This is a genomic window from Desulfosporosinus sp. BICA1-9, from assembly GCF_000802135.1.
On the sequence record NZ_JUEE01000156.1, the window covers coordinates 1 to 18,690 of the forward strand.

At 39.9% G+C, this 18,690-nt stretch carries 19 protein-coding genes and 1 rRNA gene; all 20 read left to right on the forward strand.

The window, feature by feature from the left end; translation table 11 throughout:
• The first annotated feature begins 231 nt into the window (after positions 1 to 231).
• Positions 232 to 347, forward strand: a 5S ribosomal RNA gene (rrf, locus tag JL57_RS19925).
• A 646-nt stretch (positions 348 to 993) separates the two neighbouring features.
• Positions 994 to 1,680 carry a GntR family transcriptional regulator gene (locus JL57_RS19930; RefSeq protein ID WP_045691213.1) on the forward strand — a complete coding sequence of 229 codons (687 nt, stop codon included), beginning with the start codon at positions 994 to 996 and terminating at the stop codon, positions 1,678 to 1,680.
• A gap of 16 nt (positions 1,681 to 1,696) precedes the next feature.
• Entirely contained in the window at positions 1,697 to 3,097 is a 1,401-nt protein-coding gene (hydA, locus tag JL57_RS19935; protein WP_034143729.1) for a dihydropyrimidinase, read from the forward strand.
• Between the two features lie 321 nt (positions 3,098 to 3,418).
• A complete protein-coding gene (locus tag JL57_RS19940; RefSeq protein ID WP_034143730.1) occupies positions 3,419 to 4,168 on the forward strand; it encodes an aspartate/glutamate racemase family protein in 750 nt (249 codons plus the stop codon).
• A 23-nt stretch (positions 4,169 to 4,191) separates the two neighbouring features.
• The gene (locus JL57_RS19945; RefSeq protein ID WP_045691214.1) at positions 4,192 to 5,454 is read left to right on the forward strand and encodes an MFS transporter; all 1,263 of its coding nucleotides are present in this window, start codon (positions 4,192 to 4,194) and stop codon (positions 5,452 to 5,454) included.
• Between the two features lie 92 nt (positions 5,455 to 5,546).
• Positions 5,547 to 6,398 (forward strand): fumarylacetoacetate hydrolase family protein, encoded by an 852-nt coding sequence (locus tag JL57_RS19950; RefSeq protein ID WP_045691215.1) that lies wholly within the window; start codon positions 5,547 to 5,549, stop codon positions 6,396 to 6,398.
• Between the two features lie 203 nt (positions 6,399 to 6,601).
• On the forward strand, positions 6,602 to 6,883 hold the full coding sequence (locus tag JL57_RS19955; RefSeq protein WP_034143731.1) for an endoribonuclease VapD: 282 nt from the start codon (positions 6,602 to 6,604) through the stop codon (positions 6,881 to 6,883).
• A 205-nt stretch (positions 6,884 to 7,088) separates the two neighbouring features.
• Positions 7,089 to 7,292, forward strand: a complete 204-nt coding sequence (locus JL57_RS19960; RefSeq protein ID WP_034143732.1) for a hypothetical protein — start codon at positions 7,089 to 7,091, stop codon at positions 7,290 to 7,292.
• Between the two features lie 414 nt (positions 7,293 to 7,706).
• Positions 7,707 to 8,513 carry a hypothetical protein gene (locus tag JL57_RS19965; protein WP_034143733.1) on the forward strand — a complete coding sequence of 269 codons (807 nt, stop codon included), beginning with the start codon at positions 7,707 to 7,709 and terminating at the stop codon, positions 8,511 to 8,513.
• 85 nt (positions 8,514 to 8,598) lie between these two features.
• Positions 8,599 to 9,684, forward strand: a complete 1,086-nt coding sequence (locus JL57_RS34965; RefSeq protein ID WP_291300322.1) for a HAMP domain-containing sensor histidine kinase — start codon at positions 8,599 to 8,601, stop codon at positions 9,682 to 9,684.
• Between the two features lie 5 nt (positions 9,685 to 9,689).
• Positions 9,690 to 9,983: a cell wall metabolism sensor histidine kinase WalK gene (locus tag JL57_RS34970; protein WP_291300323.1), complete on the forward strand. Its 294-nt coding sequence runs from the start codon at positions 9,690 to 9,692 to the stop codon at positions 9,981 to 9,983.
• Positions 9,967 to 10,200, forward strand: coding sequence for an isoprenylcysteine carboxylmethyltransferase family protein (locus tag JL57_RS19975; protein ID WP_291300324.1), 234 nt, complete (start codon positions 9,967 to 9,969; stop codon positions 10,198 to 10,200). The genes JL57_RS34970 and JL57_RS19975 overlap by 17 nt, the downstream gene beginning before the upstream one ends.
• A 222-nt stretch (positions 10,201 to 10,422) precedes the next feature.
• A complete protein-coding gene (locus tag JL57_RS19980; RefSeq protein ID WP_034143734.1) occupies positions 10,423 to 11,622 on the forward strand; it encodes a saccharopine dehydrogenase family protein in 1,200 nt (399 codons plus the stop codon).
• Positions 11,623 to 11,630: 8 nt separating this feature from the next.
• On the forward strand, positions 11,631 to 12,770 hold the full coding sequence (nspC, locus tag JL57_RS19985) for a carboxynorspermidine decarboxylase (protein WP_034143735.1): 1,140 nt from the start codon (positions 11,631 to 11,633) through the stop codon (positions 12,768 to 12,770).
• A gap of 46 nt (positions 12,771 to 12,816) precedes the next feature.
• Positions 12,817 to 13,077 carry a hypothetical protein gene (locus tag JL57_RS19990; protein ID WP_034143745.1) on the forward strand — a complete coding sequence of 87 codons (261 nt, stop codon included), beginning with the start codon at positions 12,817 to 12,819 and terminating at the stop codon, positions 13,075 to 13,077.
• A 619-nt stretch (positions 13,078 to 13,696) separates the two neighbouring features.
• Entirely contained in the window at positions 13,697 to 15,199 is a 1,503-nt protein-coding gene (locus JL57_RS19995; RefSeq protein WP_034143736.1) for a sodium:alanine symporter family protein, read from the forward strand.
• Between the two features lie 170 nt (positions 15,200 to 15,369).
• Positions 15,370 to 16,494: a hypothetical protein gene (locus tag JL57_RS20000; protein WP_034143737.1), complete on the forward strand. Its 1,125-nt coding sequence runs from the start codon at positions 15,370 to 15,372 to the stop codon at positions 16,492 to 16,494.
• Between the two features lie 16 nt (positions 16,495 to 16,510).
• On the forward strand, positions 16,511 to 17,179 hold the full coding sequence (locus JL57_RS20005; RefSeq protein WP_034143738.1) for a cell division ATP-binding protein FtsE: 669 nt from the start codon (positions 16,511 to 16,513) through the stop codon (positions 17,177 to 17,179).
• A 7-nt stretch (positions 17,180 to 17,186) separates the two neighbouring features.
• A complete protein-coding gene (locus JL57_RS20010; protein ID WP_034143739.1) occupies positions 17,187 to 18,080 on the forward strand; it encodes an ABC transporter permease in 894 nt (297 codons plus the stop codon).
• Between the two features lie 359 nt (positions 18,081 to 18,439).
• A partial coding sequence (locus JL57_RS20015; RefSeq protein WP_034143740.1) for an alanine:cation symporter family protein occupies positions 18,440 to 18,690 on the forward strand: 251 nt, incomplete at its 3' end.

An 18,690-nucleotide genomic window follows, 5' to 3' on the forward strand; every position in this document is an offset into this window, starting at 1 on the left:
CGATGTTCGATGTTCGAGGTTCGTGGTTCGAAAGGACGACGGATAAGGACGGAAGACTTCATGATTGCTAATGACTAGGTAAGTGGCTCAAATTCAATCGACAATGACTAGAAAAGAGACTCTGTGCAGTTTTGAGAGAACAGCGATAAGGTTAACTCCTTATTTCTTGTTTTCGAAGAAAACAATTCGAGTTCGAACCACGAACATCGTATTTCGAACATCGAGTAGGCATCTGGTGATCATGCCGGAGGGGTTCCACCCGTTCCCATATCGAACACGGAAGTTAAGACCTCCAGGGCCGATGATACTTGGGGCATAGCCCCTGGAAAAGTAGGTCATCGCCAGGTAACAAGCGAAAAGACTATCTCTAACGAGGTAGTCTTTTCTGTGTCAGTCATACTGAAAAACGAGGTAGGGGGTTCCACCCGTTCGGGATCCACACTGCTGGAGAATTCGTCATGGGACGCAATGTGGCGAAAAGCTCGTCCGCTTTTCGTATATCGAACACGGAAGTTAAGAATCCACACTGCAGGAGTGTGCGTTATAAGTTGCAGTGTGGCGAAAGGCTCATCCGCCTTTCGTTCCAGGGCCGATGATACTTGGGGCATAGCCCCTGGAAAAGTAGGATCCACACTGCTGGAGTCTGCGTTCTAAGTCGCAGTGTGGCGATAGGCTCACCTTCGCCACGAAGTGTTTCTTTGGGGCGGGTGGCTCGGCGATACTCTCCACTGGAGACTATCGTGCCTATCGTATCTTCAGGTAAACAAGCGAAAGGCCTATCTCTACCTTATGTGATAGGCCTTTCGTTTGTTGATGAAAAGAATACCTTAAAGCAGGATTTAAAGAAAGTTTATCGAATAATACATATCAAGAGTAGACCGTCGACAGTATTTCCTGATTCTTAGTATTCCTTTTCCATGACCATGCTTCCCTAAGTATTGAATAATTGGGTATAGTAAGGTAAGGTGTATTGTCGATGAGAGGAGAGATTTCTTGGCTAGTGTTATTAAAAATATGCCGTTCCATTTGCAAGTTTATCAGATTTTGCGGGAGTCAATATTAACCGGAAAGTTTCGACCCGGTGAACGTTTACTTGAGCTTAAATTAGCGCAGGAATTAGGAGTAAGTCGTAGCCCGATTCGAGAAGCTCTACGCATGTTAGAGCAAGATGGACTTGTCAATACCATGGATAATGGAACGGTAGTAAACCCTATGGAAGTAGAAGATATTGAAGAGATTTATCAATGTCGGATTGCTACAGAACCGTATGCAGGCTTCTTAGCTGCGCTGAAGATTAAAGACGAAGAAATTGCGGAGTTAGAGCAACTGGTAAACGAGGCTGAAGTGGCCTATGATCAAAAGGAATTCGAGCGAGTGGTGGATTTAAATACCGCATTTCATGATCAAATCGTCCACATCAGTGGAAATGGGCGACTTAGTGAAATCGTTGATAAGATTCGATCTCTAAGTATCCTGGCTAGGAATACAGAACTTAAAGTGTATTCCCGTCCACGGGATTATCTCGATGAGCACAAGCAAATTGTAAAAGCTCTTAAGGAAAAAGATGCTCACATTGTTGAAAGTGTTATACGTAAGCACATTGAAAATGATTGGAAATATTATTCAAACCAGTATCAGGCGGCCTTAAATCACGAAGAGACTTCTAAGAAAAGAGTCTAGTACAGGAGTGGAAATCATGAAAAGCGTGTTGATTAAGAATGGTCGTATCATCACTGCATCAGATCAATTTCAAGGAGATATTCTCATTCAGGATGGTAAGATTGCTGCGATTGGTAAAGATCTAAAGGTGCAAACCGATGAGGCCATTGACGCAACAGGAAAATATATCTTCCCTGGGGGTATTGATGCTCACATCCATATGAATGTTCCTTGTAGCGATGGAAGTATATCAGCTGGTTATGATACAGATTCAATTGCCGCGGCAGTTGGAGGAACTACGACGATACTAGACTACGTGCTCCAAGAAAACGGCCTTTCCCTCGAAGAGTCGGTAAGGCATTGGTCAGAGAAAGCCAAACTATCAGCCATTGATTATGGATTTCATCTCATTATTACTCAAGCGAACGATAAGACCTTCAATGAACTGAATCTTCTTGTGGAGCAGGGAATCACATCGTTCAAACTGTTTATGGCTAATGACATAGCGATGACGGATAGAGAACTCTTTCGTTTTATGAGCGAATTCAAAAAGCTAGGTTGTAAGGCCTGCATTCATGCTGAAAATAAAGAGATTATTTTGGCCTTGCAAGAAAAGTACGTTACCGAAGGTAATATCTCTCCGAGTTATCATGCCAAAAGTCGCCCAGAGCCCTCAGAAATTGAGGCTATTAACAGAGCAATTACTTTATCTGAGCTCACTGGTTGTCCGACTTTGATTGCCCATATAAGTACGACGAAAGGGCTAAAACTTGTTCAAAATGCAAAAGCTAGGGGGATTCCTATCCACGGAGAAAGTTGTCCACATTATTTGCTTCTTTCTGAAGACAAATATGAATTAGAAGGTCATGAAAGTGCAAAATATGTACTATCACCTCCCCTTCGGAATAAAGAGAATCTTCAAGGTTTGTGGAGAGGGGTATTGAACGGTTCGGTCGATATTATCTCCTCTGACCATAACGGGTTTAGTTATACGAAGCATAAACAACTAGGAAAAGAGGATTTCCGAAAGATTCCCAACGGAGCACCAGGAATAGAGCATCGTTTTGGCTTAATCTACCACTATGGAATGGAGAAGGGGTTAGATTTATCCCGATTTGTTGAATTAGTCTCTACGAATCCCGCGAAAATTTTTGGACTCTACCCGCAGAAGGGAACCATTGCTCCGGGAAGTGATGCCGATCTGGTTCTTTTCAATCCAGAAGCTGAACAAGTCATTACCGCAAAAAGTCAATATCAGAAATCAGATTATACTCCTTACGAAAAAACTAAGCTCAAGGGGAGCGTAGACACTGTTCTGTTGCGTGGAGAGCCTATTGTTCATCAAGGGACATTCGTAGGTGACCTTGGTAAAGGCAACTATCTCAAAAGAGAAAGATTTTCTACATCTTTGCAGAAGGTGACTTCAGCGGAGATTTAAATTTATTAAGTGAGAAACTTTCTGAATGAAAAATCCTAGAATAATAGTTTGCTGATTAGGAATTAGTAGAAGTTGAAGAAGTAAAAGGGGTACGACAAGGGACTAACCATCAGGGTTAGTCCCTTGTGTATTATGCGCCACGCATGGGGGTGGAAAGATCAGTCTAAAGTGCTAATTATTACTGTCTAAAAAGATTAAATAATTCGAATAGTAATAGAGGAGTTTTTAAAATAATGGCGAATTAGTGTAGTAAATAGACTGTCGACAATATACAGTCGAATGAATACAGATCAAAAAATTTATGGACGGAGGAATTTAATTATGCTTAAAACTATGTTTGATCCAACAGAACAGAAGAAAATTGGAATGCTAACACCCTCTTCAAACACTGCACTTGAGCCAATTTGTTCAAGAATGGTTTCCGGTCTAGAGAATCAAGTCACAATGCACTATTCTCGTCTTGAGGTAACGAAAATTTCACTTGAAACGGATTCCTTATCTCAGTTTGATCTCGATCCATTTCTTCGTGCAGCAGAATATCTGGCTAATGCAGATGTTGATGCTATAGCTTGGAATGGTACATCCGGTGGTTGGGTGGGCTTCGAGTTCGATCGAATGCTGTGTGAAAAAATCACTAAAGAAACGGGTATCCCTGCGACAACGTCTATGCTAGCCATGCTGGATGCATTCGCGGAAAACGGAGTTAAGACCCTTCATACGGTTACTCCTTATATTCCTGAGATCGATGAGCTAATCATTAAGCAGTATGCAAAGTGTGGATACGAAGTCATTCATAGTCGTGGTTTGAATCAGACGGTTAATCGTTCCTTTAGCCTTGTTACTCCTGAGCAAATTAAACAAATGTGTAAAGAAGTTAGCGTAGATCCTGCTGACGGTACAAGCATTATTTGTACAAACTTAAGATCAACTTGGCAAATCGAACAACTTGAGAAGGATTACGGCATCACTGTTTATGATAGTACAGCTGTAACCGTATGGAAAACCCTTAAGATGGTGGGAATTGATCCTAGTATTATTAAAGGTTGGGGCAGATTGTTTCAGGCAAAATAAATTATACGAGGAGGAAGTTAATAATGAAACGGACTAATGTGCGTTATTTGATTTTAGGTATGGCTATGCTCATGTACTTTATTACGTTTATGGATCGTGTAAATATTTCTGTTGCGGCACCCTATATTTCTGAAGAATTTGGATTGAACAAAATTCAGATGGGCGCAATTTTTAGTGCATTTACGTTGAGTTACGCTATATTTCAAATGCCAGGGGGATGGTTAGGTGATCGTTTCGGAGCCAGGGTCATCCTACCAATCTTTGTTGTCTGGTGGTCTGCATGGACAGCATTTACAGCTTTGGGTAAAGGGTATACTTCTTTATTATTGCTCCGGTTTGGATTTGGTGTCGGAGAAGCAGGGGCGTTCCCTGTAGCCCAAACCGCACTCTCAAGATGGTTACGTCCTGAAGAGCGTGGCTTGTCACAAGGCCTTCTGCAAAGTGCTACCCGTATCGGTTCAGCCTTTACCCCGCCGCTAGTCGCATTGATTATTGGTTGGGGCGGCTGGAGGATGGCCTTTATCGTTTGTGCAGCTTTAGGTATTGCTTGGGCTATCGGTTGGTGGATTATATACCGCGATCGACCCGAAGATCATCCTTTTGCAAACAAAGCAGAAATCGATTATATCTTAAATGGTAAGAAAAAATCCATTGATACACCTAAAACCCCATGGAGCAGAATCCTATCTAGTCCAAGTATCTGGGCATTGTGCTTAAGTTATATGGCCTTCATCTATGTTACTTATATTTACTTCAACTGGTTCCCTACCTATCTTAAAGACGCACGCGATTTCCCCTTGTTAAAAATGGGTTTATACGCAGCTCTTCCTTTTCTTGCGGGAGCTATTGCGAATACTCTTGGCGGAATAATCTCTGATAAACTGATGAAGAAAACAAACGGTAGCAAATGGGCTCGTCGGATTATTCCCTTAGTCGGTTCCATTACCCTCGCTTTCTTTATGGTACCTGGAGCGCTGGTTGAGAATAATGTATTGTCGGTAATTCTATTATCCTTAGCTTTAGCTTCTTCGGAGTTTGGTATTGGAGTATATTGGGCTTCTGCCTTAGACATTGCTGGCCCCCATGCGGGAACTGTTTCTGGGCTTATGAATACTTTTGGAAATCTTGGTGGTTTTGTGTCGCCCTTAGTTTTTGGATATATAGTCCAAACTACCGGTAATTGGGCAACACCGTTTCTAGTTGCATCCGTAGTATCTATTGCAAGCGCCTTATTATGGCTTATGATTGACCCAACCAAAAAGATATACGAAGAAATTCAGGGCTAGAAATATTAGAAATAAGGTCAATTTTGGGGTAGGTGTTGCTCGGTTTATCGCCCGCTTACACCTATTCCCTATTATTTTAAGGAGACATGTCTATGGAACGATATATTCGTTTTAATCATAATAATAAGATTAGGTATGGATTGCTTAAAGGAACTATGGTTAGCGAACTCCTAGGTGATGAGTATCCTGATTTTAAAGTTTCTGGAATAGAGTACGAACTTTCCACAGTAAAGCTATTAGCCCCATGTACTCCTACAAAGGCAGTTTGTGTTGGCCTTAATTACAAGGATACAATTTTAGAACCTGGAGCCAGGTGGCCCGTGGAACCTCTTTTATTCATTAAACCTTCAACAAGCGTATTAGACCCAGGTGAAAGCATCATCAAATGGCCAATGACAGATGATTTAGCCTTTGAAGCTGAATTAGCAATTGTTATAGGGAAAAAGGCACATCTTGTGTCTGAGGATGAGGCCCATAAGTATATCTGGGGATATACTATTGCTAATGATGTAACAGCGAAGGACCTACAGAAAACGGATGGACTATGGGCTCGCTCAAAGTCATTCGATACGTTTCTTCCCTTAGGACCATGGATTACCAGCGGAATTGATGCTCACAATTTAATCATTACCTCCTTTGTCAACGGTCAACCAAAACAGAAGGGAAATACTGCTGATTTAATTTTTGGAATCGAATACCTTGTAAGCTTCATTTCTCACATCACGACGTTGCTACCTGGAGACGTTATTTTAACGGGTACTCCAGGAGGATATGGTTCATCCTTCAACGTAAATGATGAGGTTGAAATTGAGATAACAGCGATTGGTAAGCTGACCAACCACTGCAAAAGATGCACTGAAATTTGGAATCGTGAGCCTCGTCATGAATCTATACTGAGTGATACTAATACTAGTGTTGCTGGCGAGATGGAAATTGTAGTTTAAAGCAAGTGACTACCTCTGTGGTAGTCTTTTTTATTTATCTTAACATCTACTGAATGTTACCTCGATAGTAATTCATGGTTGCAGCTACGGCGACACCTTGAGCGTGGTTGCCGGTTTAGCCTTTTTGGAAAAATCCAGGGGTTGGAATGTAACTTTTGAACATGGTATACTATGGTTTATGAGATAAGGGGGAGGTGTTTCCAATGTATGCTTTAGCTTTTGAACTGCAATTTGAAGAACTAAAAAAACACTATGGGGATTGGGATGAAGCAAATCTAGAAATAAGGCGAGAACTTGAAGCTCTTGGTTTTGAATGGATACAAGCAAGCCTTTATATTTCTAACAACGAAAATGATTTAATGAATGTGTATAAAGCGATAAGTAAACTTCGAAGAATTGACTGGTTTAAGAAATCGGTCAGGGATGTTAGAGCTTTCGAAGTTGAAGACTGGTCAAATTTCACAGAATTCGTAAAAATAGATTAGGTAATTGATGAACAGAAAAACCTCTAACTAAATAATGAGAGGTTTTTCTGCTTTTTTATAGTCATTTCTTTAGTAGCTTAGGTCCCATGATCATTCCTCTCATTATTTTTGTGTTAGTAGTATGCCTTTTGACCTTCTTTGTTATCAAGATTCTAAAATCAGTAAATAATATTGGAAGATAAGAAATCGTGAGGGAGGTTTTGTTGTGAAGTATAAATGTCCGAAATGTAAGACCGAATACAGTAGCATAGCCTGGGATAGCGAAACACTAAAGGCTAAAGGACAGAACAAGATCAATGATTTTAGTGATGATGATATTGAATCGATCGAGATGCAAATCCGTAACTACAGTTATATTTGTCCTGGGTGTGGGGCAGAATCAGTCTTTGGTGTCGAAGGATTAACTTAATAGATACTCATCGCTTGAAATCAGCTTACAATTGATATCAGATCTATCTCATGATAGTATCAATTCATGTAGTGTAATTTCGGGATACGCTGGTAATAAGGCGGGATGTGTTTTGTTAATAGATCGTGAGTAACTCAATATAAATATATTTAGGACTTGGACAGGATAAAACTGCCAAGTCCTTTTAAGTGCACCAGAGAAATACCGATACAAACACTGTCTGTTCTTGATGCCTAAAAGTGTAGATTAAGTACCTCATTAATTTCATTTTCTAGCCTGAAACCGGGAAATATCATCCCCTTGCTTTAATTCACTTTGAAAAAAGTTAAAGAAATATGGGATCTAGTCTGATAAAATATCTATAGTTAGCTAAAACATAGATATTAAAATAATTGCAAATGAGGCCGTAAAATAGTGAGATTTTCAAAAGGATTTTTTTTATTTTTTATTTTAATAATCTTACTTTCTGCATGTTCAGATGCTTACGCAAATAATAAGCAAGAGGCAGAAAACGGGGTTTTGGATTTAAGGGATTGGGACAGCCAATTATATGGAACTATCCAGCTTGATGGTCAATGGGAATTTTACTGGAGCCAGTTTTTGACTCACAAGGACCTCCAAAATGTAAAACCTGACCTTTTCGCAACTATACCAGAATCATGGGATGGATACGAGATTGATGGGATAAATTTGCCGGGTCAGGGGTATGCAACCTACAGACTTCATATCAAGACTAACCTTCCAGAGAATACAGCACTGGGTCTCAGACCGTATGTATTTTCAAGTGCTTACAAGTTATACATCAATCAAACATTGGTGGCTGCCAACGGTGAAGTGGCGGTCGTACCAGGGGAAGAAATTGGCGAGTACAAACCACAGGCAGTTTTTTTTAACGTGCCTGCCAAGGAGTTTGATATCATTATTCAGGTTTCCAATTTTCAATACGCAAGAGGTGGTTTCTGGTACAGCATGTCTATGGGGACCCCAGAAAAGATTCTTGACCTTCATGACACTCTCCTGGGGAAAGAACTATTTCTGATTGGCGGACTGTTGGTTATTGCTATGTTCAACCTAGCAATTTACATCTTGCGAAGAGAATTGAAATACGCCCTCTACTTTTCGGGCGTTTGTCTGTTCATGGCGATTGCCTTGGATATGGTAGGACAATATGTTCTTGTGCGATTATCGAGGGCGTTGGGGATACCCTGCGCAGAAACTTAGAATTTGAAGCGGTCGGAAGCACAATTGTTAGAATCATGCGAGAACTTTGTTAATTTCAAGAACCAAACTAAGGCGAGGTTAGCTTATGAATAGGAAAATAGAAAATCGATTCTTAGCCAACTATGTCGTCATGTTTATTATCTCGACCATGATCGGGATATTTGCATTTATGCTTTTAGGATTTGCGAACGATTTGATAGCCAAGACTCTTGTAAAAAATAACTATACAGCACAAAACCTTATGATGGATGATTACAAAAGTATCGACACAACATCGGTGGTTGACAAAGGTGGCGGTGTGCAGGTCATTAATACCAATTATGAAGTTCTATATTCGGCAGGGATAAACACCCTTTTAAAGGATAAGCTGACCACAGAGGAGTTCACGGAATTTTTGGTCTTGAGTAAAAGTATGGGAATCCCCTATAGCTATAGTATTGAATACAATGCTAAAGAACAGTTTTGGCTGGTAGTGACATTTCCGACTTCTATCAGAATTGACTTTGCCATCGTATACAACAAAGAATTTGCTTCGGTAGATAAACAAAATGTCGTTGGTTTTCTGCTTGCTGTAATTCTCTTTTATTTATTACTGCTTGCGATTAGTACCGTAATCTATTCAAAGATTACATCCATTGGTATAGTTAACCCTTTGAGGAAACTTTGTAACAGCGCACGACGCCTGAAAGATGGCGACTATACTGAGAGAGTTGACCTTAATCTGAAAAATGAATTTGGAGAATTACAGGATACATTTAACGCAATGGCACAGCAAATCGAAAAGGAAATATCTTTAAGAAAGCAGTCGGAGGAAAACCGTAAAAAATTGGTACTTGATATTTCCCATGATCTTAAAAATCCTTTGGCAAGCATTATGGGTTATGCAGAACTTTGGGGTAACAAACTAGATCTATCCATTGAGGAACGGGACGTCTACATAAAGATTATCTATGATAACAGCCTACGAGCAAACAATTTAATTACGGATCTGTTTGAGTTATCTAAAATGGAAAGCTCAGAATTTAAACTATGTAAAACCAAAGTTGACGTCTGCGAATATGTAAGAGAGGAAATGGGAACCGCTATTCCAATCTTTGATAAGGCTGGCTTCACCTATGATTTTGATATCCCTGAAGAAAAGATATTCGTAATGCTTGATATTATGCAGTGAATAGAGTGTTCCAAAATCTTGTTGCTAATACCGTGCAATACAATTTAAAAGATACGAAGGTAAGAATGCGCTTATGTGAGCAGGGCGATGAAATAGTAATTGTCTTCGAGGATAATGGGATTGGAATACCGGCAACGATTGCTAAAGATATATTTCATCCCTTTGTAAGGGCGGATAGTGCAAGAAATTCACAAACAGGCGGAACGGGCTTAGGGCTGGCAATCGTTGAGAAAATCATAGTAGCACATGGCGGGAATATCAGCCTTAAGACAGAAGAAAACTTTGGGTGTAAGTTTTAAATATATCCGTCATCCTCAGTATACCGGTCTGCTGCTTTTATCCTTTGGAATGATGGCAGAGTGGGCAACCTTACCAATGCTTATTCTGTATCCGGTGATGATCGGTATGTATATACGCCTGGCAAAAAGAGAGGAAAAAGATATGCTTGTTGAATTTGGGGATCAGTATAGGGCGTATATGAAAGAGACCAAAATGTTCATTCCTTTTATTGTGTGACAGATAATGATGGCTGGACTAGCGTATTAACTTTGTTAAATACGTCAAACTATGAAGGAACCTTTGCGAAAAGCACCGAAACGATATATCTGGAATGGGTTGAATTTCTGGAAACGAATTATAGTTAATTCTTTCACTCATTTTTTGTCGTTTTAATTGATTATTTGGAGTGGTTTAGGTATAATTTGCATTGTTGAAAAAGTCATTTAGGGGGGTGCTGAAATGGGAAAAGCTTTGATTATCGGCGCAGGTGGAGTTGCCAGTGTTGCTATTCATAAATGTTGCCAGAATCTAGATGTATTTGAAGAAATTTGTATTGCCAGCAGAACGGTCGAAAAATGTGAAGCGATCAAGAATAAGTTAGCTGGAAGTGCCACAAAAATTCTTACGGCTCAGCTTGATGCGGATAATACAGACATGGTCATTGACTTGATTAAAAGCTTTAAGCCCGATATTGTCATTAACCTTGCGCTCCCGTATCAAGACTTGACCATTATGGATGCCTGCCTCGCTACTGGGGTAGATTACCTGGATACTGCGAATTATGAGCCACCTGATCTTGCGAAATTTGAGTACAAATGGCAGTGGGCGTATCAAGAGAAATTTGCTCAGGCCGGGTTGACTGCCTTGTTAGGAAGCGGCTTTGACCCTGGGGTTACCGGTGTTTTTTGTGCCTATGCCCAAAAACACTATTTTGATGAAATTCATTCTATAGATATTGTGGATGCCAATGCAGGGGATCATGGCTATCCTTTCGCTACAAATTTTAACCCTGAAATTAATATTCGCGAAATAACCGCGAATGGAAGGTACTTTGAAAACGGCTCTTGGGTCGAAACTGACCCTCTCTCTGTGAAAAAAGTTTACGATCTTCCGGAGATAGGCCCCAAAAATATTTATCTTATGTACCATGAAGAATTAGAATCCTTAGCCATTCATATCAAGGGAATTAAGCGGATAAGATTTTGGATGACGTTCTCTGACAATTATCTTAATCATTTACGTGTCCTCGAAAATGTCGGCATGACTTCGATTGAGCCTATTGATTTTGAGGGGCAAAAGATCATTCCTTTGCAATTTTTAAAGGCTGTGCTTCCTGATCCCGCCTCCCTCGGGCCCAGAACTAAAGGAAAAACGAATATCGGATGTATTATGCAAGGGATTAAAGACGGCAAGCCCTTAACCTATTATGTTTACAACATTTGCGATCATCAAGAATGTTATTCAGAAGTCGGGTCGCAGGCTATTTCCTATACAACGGGAGTTCCGGCCATGATTGGAGCAATGTTAATGCTCAAAGGGCTTTGGAAAAAACCCGGTGTCTTCAATGTTGAAGAATTTGATCCGGATCCGTTCATGGAAGCTTTAAATAAATACGGACTACCTTGGCAGGAAACCTTCTCGCCAACTCTCCTTGATTGAGGTGTATAATGGACATTGATATCACTTCCCTGCCATCACCCTGCTATATTGTGGATGAAAGACTTATTTTAAAAAATCTTGAACGACTAAATTCCGTACAAGAACGTACAGGATGCAGCATTCTGCTTGCTTTAAAAGGGTTTTCAATGCATTCGGCATTTCCTCTCGTGGGCAACTATCTTAAAGGTGTCACCGCAAGCTCACTGTTTGAGGCTAGGCTGGGTTATGAAGAGATGGGGAAAGAAGTCCATATTTATGCGCCGGCTTACGTTGAGGGAGATTTCGATGAAATCCTCAGCATTTGTGACCATATTACCTTTAATTCCTTTGATCAATGGAATCGGTACAAAGACAAAGTGAAAAAAATCAAAACCAAAAAGATAAGCTGTGGTATCCGTATCAATCCGGAATACTCGGAGATAGAGACGCCTATTTACGATCCCTGCTATCAATACTCAAGACTTGGCGTGACATTGTCCAATTTCCGACGGTCAGAGCTTGAGGGTATTGAAGGACTCCATTTCCATACGATGTGCGAGCAGAATTCAGATACCCTTGAGCGGACGATTCAAGTGGTTGATCAAAAGTTTGGTGAATTTATAAAACCTATGAAATGGCTCAATCTAGGTGGGGGTCATCATATTACCAGACCGGACTATGACCTTGAAACCTTGGTTCGTTCTATAACGTTTTTACAGGACAAATATGGAGTAGATATATACCTAGAACCCGGTGAAGCAGTGGCTTTAAACACAGGTTTTTTGGTTGCCAAGGTCCTTGATATCGTGGATAATGGCATGAAAATTGCTATTTTGGATACTTCAGCAGCCTGTCATATGCCGGATGTGCTCGAAATGCCTTACAGACCTACTATAATCGATGCTGGAAAGCCTGGTGAATTTCCTCATAACTACAGACTTGGTGGTCTTACTTGTCTTGCCGGAGACATCATTGGCGACTATTCGTTCAAACAGCCTTTAAAAGCTGGCGAAAGGCTTGTATTTTGTGACATGGCACACTATACTATGGTGAAGAACAATATGTTCAATGGTGTAAATCTTCCTTCTATCGCACTTTTCAACGAAGAGGAAGGTATTAAGATCGTCAGACAATTTGGTTATGGAGATTTCAAAACCCGTTTATCCTGAGAAATTGGTTGCTATGATAATATACAACCTGCTGGTGAGGAATTTTATGAATGATTTAGCGGAATACAAAAGAAAACATCATAAAAAAAAGTATGTTCAGGATTTGGTTTTTCCAGAAGGGATTTTAGATGTGATCGAGGCAGATTATCCTAGTCAATATTTTTTGATGTTAGAGGATCGAGCCCAGATAACCGCCTTGTTTTCCAATGAAGAGTGGATAGACATATTGACAAAGTCGAGAAGTTCTTACAGATGTCACATTCAACGAATGAATTTAACCAGAAAATATTTAGCTCAAGGAATTTGAACGTGAATACCTTTCGACATCTGCAATCACTCTTGTTTAGGGTTTAGGCTGTACTCATGTGCGGCCTGAACCCTTTTTTGCCATCCATTCCCACTTCTTTCGAGTCGAGTGTAAAATATTTATACTATAGGTAAATATTTTGATAGCTAATTTCAAATATCGACAATATTTTCTGATAATTGAACATCGATTTGCCTAGCGTTAATTTCAGAATTGCAAGATAATTATAGTAATAAAACTAGCCGCTAATAAAAAGGAGAAGTCCCCTCCAATTCTTAAGCGGGAATAACTAGTACGGGTTAGTAAAGAGCTCCGTAGGAGATGATTAAATCCCATAGTCTATGTTAGAAAATACGAATTAATATGCAATGATAGATCTAAATATAACTAAATTTAATGTTTAGGTATATTTTGGAAAATTAGTAATATACAATTAATAAAATAACGTTTATTTTGTTTTATTGTAAAATCATAAAGAATAAAGTATAAGAAAAAATATAAGAATTAATTATTTAGACAAATATACACATATATTGGTTTTTATGCAAGTTTTGTGTAATCAAACGGCCGTTGGCTATACATGACTGCATATTAATAAAAAAATACGGGAGGTTGTTTAATGGACTTATTAACTTTGTCATCAAGTCTAGATGGTTTTTTCTGGGGTAAAATCATGATCTACCTATGCTTGGCAGCTGGTATTTATTTCTCGGTACTAATGAAATTTCCACAGGTGCGCTTAATTAAAGACATGGTTAAACATCTTTTTGGAAGTAAAAGTTCAGCAGAAGGTGTGTCATCCTTCCAGGGCTTTGCAATGGCATTAGGTGGACGTGTTGGTACTGGTAACATTACTGGTGTTGCAAGTGCCATATTCTTTGGTGGTCCTGGGGCGGTTTTCTGGATGTGGGCAATAGCCTTCCTTGGTGCGGGCTCAGCTTATATAGAAGCTGCTTTAGCTCAGGTGTGGAAACAAGAGATTCATGGTGAGTATCGCGGCGGTCCAGCTTACTACATTGAAAAAGGGTTAGGTAGTAGGGGCTTAGGCATGGCATTTGCAATTCTTACCTTGGTATCTTGCGGTATCCTTCTTCCTGGTATTCAATCCAATTCTTTCGCTACTGCTGCAACAGTTGCCTTTGGCATAGATCCATTAATTATAGCTGTTCTATATGCAGGGTTACTTGGGTATATTGTATTCGGTGGCGGCAAGAGAATCGCTAAGGTAGCTGGGATGATCGTTCCATTCATGGCGATCGCTTACATGGCTCTTGCATTCATTATTTTGATTATTAATTTTGATAAGATCCCCTATGTTTTTGGCTTAATCTTCAGTAGTGCATTTAACATGAATGCAGCATATGGTGCTGTCTTCGGATTAGCCATCAGTTGGGGTGTTAAGAGAGGCATATTCTCCAATGAAGCTGGTCAAGGTACGGGTGCTCAGGCTGCAGGTGCTGCTGAAGTATCACACCCTGCAAAACAAGGGCTTGTTCAAGCCTTCTCAGTGTATGTTGACACATTGTTGGTATGTACTGCTACAGCAATCATGATACTTTCAACAAACACGTTCAATGTAGCTAATCCAGCAGGAGGTTTCCTTACAGAATTTGTTCCGGGCTTAGAAAAAGGGAACTTTACACAAACAGCTGTCGATGCATTTATTCCAGGGATTGGCGGCGGTTTCGTAGCAATTGCCTTGGGCTTCTTTACCTTCACAACTGTATTAGCGTATGCTTTCTACACAGATTCTAATGTCGGCTATCTCTTTAGAAACAACAGTAACGGCAGCGGTTACAAAATGGCGATCACAGCTTCAAGAATTGGTATCGTATTGATGGTTTTCATCAGTACAATTATGTCAGCTGACGTGGTTTGGAACTTTGGTTCCGCAGGTGTTGGTGCAATGGCATGGTTCAATGTTATTGTTATCATACTGTTGACAAAACCAGGTATTGCTACTCTAAAAGACTACGAAGCACAGAAGAAGCTGGGCGTAGATCCTGTATTTGTTCCAGAGAGATGTGGTATTAAAGGTGCTGAACTCTGGCATAAGATCGTAGCAAGATCCTATTCAAAAGAATTGGCAGCATTAAAGGATAAAGACAAGAAAATGGCATAAGTATAAGAATAAGAGTTAATTTAGTAAATATTTAATAGGTGAATGTAGACACCGCCAGAACGTTTAGACGCTCTGGCTTTTTTTTGCATGAAGGAGTTTGTTGATTTAGAAGGAATAATAGGAAACATGTTGAAGTATTAGGTTACATTCGGGTTGAGGTAAACGGGAGGTTGAGTTACATTCATAGAATAAGAACTTTAGTATTATTTTTAGTTTCCTGCCTAGTAATTGCTCTGATAGTGATGCTACCGACAGGCATACTAGTCGGACAGGAAGGACCATTTGCTGGAATTAAAGAGAAAATGGCTAATATTTCTGAAACTGAACGAGAAAACCTTCAAAACCTGTTTGTCTTGGGACAACAGATTAATGAAATGGAAAAAGAGGAAGAGAGGATTACTCGTATTATAGAAACAAAAAACCGGGAAATTGAGGGCTTGAGGGTAACAATTGCAGAGGAAGAGATCGCCTATACTAAAAAAATGGAAGACCTAAAGCAGGTTCTCAAGAGTTATCAGAGGATGGGACCGGGGACTTACTTAGAAATAATTCTAGAGTCAGACAACTTGGCTATGCTTCTCGGGAGAATAAATATTTTGAGGGACCTCACCCGCAACACGGGAAATCTTATGGAGTTGCTCGAACAGAGTAAAGCGCAGCAATTAAAGGAAAAAACAAACCTAGCTGAAGAAATTAAATTGATGGCAGATAATCAAAAACAGTTACGAGAATCTCTGACTAAAAAACAGCAGTTAATAGTGGATCAGGAGAAATATTTAGCATCCTTGAAGGAACAAAGGGAGTATTATCAGGAAAATCTGACTAACTTGCAGCTGAACTGGGAAGAACTTAAAACTTCTGTCCCTGCAATTATTAAGGAAGTCTCCAGTATTATCGATGGGGGAAACATTCCGCTGGATAAATTGAATATATCTTATGATTTTATAAGTATTAAAGGATCAATCGGTGAAGAAACCCTCAATGAAATAAGTTCCGGGCAGCCCTTGCTCCCAAAGGTCGTGTTTCGCTTTTTTAAGAGCCATGTTGAAATCAACTTGCCTGAAGAAAATCTTGTTTTATCAGGGATCTTTGTTATTCAAGGAGCGCACACCTTGAAATTTCAGGTGAAAGAAGGTAGCTTCTATGGAATGCCACTGGATACCGGAGCAATAAAAGATTTGTTCTTAAAAGGTGACTTGGTGTTTAATCTTAAGCTACCACTGAGCAACTACACCATGAATTCTATCAAGACTACGGATGGATTTTTGGAATGGACGATTATTCCAAACTACTGAGGAGGTAGCACAAAAATTGATTGAAGCAAAAGGAGTTAGTTTGAGGTTTCCTAATGGGACAATGGCTCTAAAAGATATCGACCTACAAGTGGAACCAGGTGATATGGTCTATGTCACGGGGCCTAGTGGCTCTGGAAAAACCAGTCTCTTAAAGATATTTATGGGAATTGAGTATCCGACAGTAGGTTCGCTAAAGGTGCTGGGACAGCCAATGACTAAAGGTCAGACAGCGGGGATCAGGCAGCTGAGAAAGATAATCGGACCCGTTTTCCAGGAATTTAAACTTATAGCAGGGAGAACTGTTATGGAAAATGTCATGCTGGGCATGCGTTTTCTAGATCTACCTCAAGTTCAGTTAAAGGATAATGCCAGTAATGCCTTGGTAAAAGTAGGGCTGGAACACAAGGCGCTTTCATTGGTGGAAAACCTATCATGGGGGGAGAGTCAGAGGGTTGCCATTGCCCGGGCAGTGGCTAGGAAGCCAGTATTAATCCTGGCGGACGAACCCACGGGTAATTTGGACAAGGACAATGCCCTAAATATCTTAGAGCTTTTAACGTCTTTCGTCGATGAAAAAACAGCAGTAGTGATTACCACCCATGCAACCCATCTGATTAATGCAGAAAAAAATTCCAAGTATATCCGAATGGATAATGGAAGCTTGAGCTGGGAAAGGCTGGGATGAACTTAGCATGAAAACTGTTTTTTTGAATGCAGGTTATTTCCTGAAAGAAGTAAAAACGATGATCCGCTTGAACCTAATTTCCAATATTTTAACAGCTTTAAGTACAGGCCTTATTTTCTTTATTCTCGCCATGATAATTTCCGGCTGGTGGGTAAGCAGTCATGTTGTGAATGTTGTCCAGGGGGAGGCAGAAATTAACGTTTATCTTGACGAAAGTGTTGTTAGTACTAACACGGATGTCATGCAACTGGTTGAAAGTATTAAAGGGTTAGAGGGCGCTCGCGCGGCGCGACTGGTTGATAAAGAGGAAGCTTACCGCAAGATGGTGGAAATTCTTGGCAAAGAAGCGAGTGTTTTAAAGAATTTTGAGGATAATCCATTTAGTTCTTTCATTGAGCTAAAAATTAATCTGGCAGAGATCGACCCGGTATTAGAAAGATTAAACCACATGGTGGGCGTTGAACACGTTAGGGACAACAGAGCAGTCTTGGATCGTCTGCGTAATATTGCCGGGTTATTAAAGCTTGTCGGGTTCCTAGTGGTAGTTGCTGTAGGTATATCTACCTTGGTTATTATATCTCATATTATTAGGCTGGAGATATCTAACAACAAGGAACAAATAAACACTCTAAGATTATTAGGCGCACCGGAAACCTTCATTGCATTCCCATTTTTGCTCGAGGGATTGTTATTAACCCTTGGCGGAGGCATCTTGGCAGTGGCTCTGGCCGCGTTCTCGGTCTCATACCTTTATGCTCGGACGGCAGGCCCCCTTCCCTTCATCCCTCTTCCGCCTCAGGAAACACTTTTATCTGGCATAACCTTAGTGGTTATGTTGCTCAGCGCAGTCCTGGGGATTGTTGGCAGCTTCCTTGGGCTATCGTCAGTCAATGGAGAGTAAGATAAAAAAATAATGGGAATAATTTCTAGTATATTATTAATAGATTTATGTATCAATAATATCGGAATTATGAGATAATTTATTTGTTAAACTAGACCATGCTTGAAAAAGGAGAAGTCCCTCCTAAACAGATTATGATCCTTAACAAAGTTGTTTTGGATATAAATTTACTATTTATAATTTACTGCAAAATAAAAATTGATGTTAAATTCTTTTTATTGTAAAAACAAAAAGTGTAATTAAGATAGTTAATTCAAATTTAACATATTTTTGGTTTTTATGTAAGTTTTGTATAATCAAAAACGGCCGTTTGGCTATACATGACTGCATATTAATAAAAAAATACGGGAGGTTGTTTAATGGACTTATTAAATCTATCAGCCAGTCTGGACAATTTTTTCTGGGGTAAAGTCATGATCTATTTATGCTTGGCAGCCGGTATTTATTTTTCAGTACTCATGAGATTTCCACAGGTGCGCTTAATTAAAGACATGGTCAAAAATCTTTTTGCAACTAAAAGTTCAGACGAAGGCGTTTCATCGTTTCAGGGCTTCGCGATGGCTTTGGGCGGACGTGTTGGTACTGGTAACATTACAGGTGTTGCAAGTGC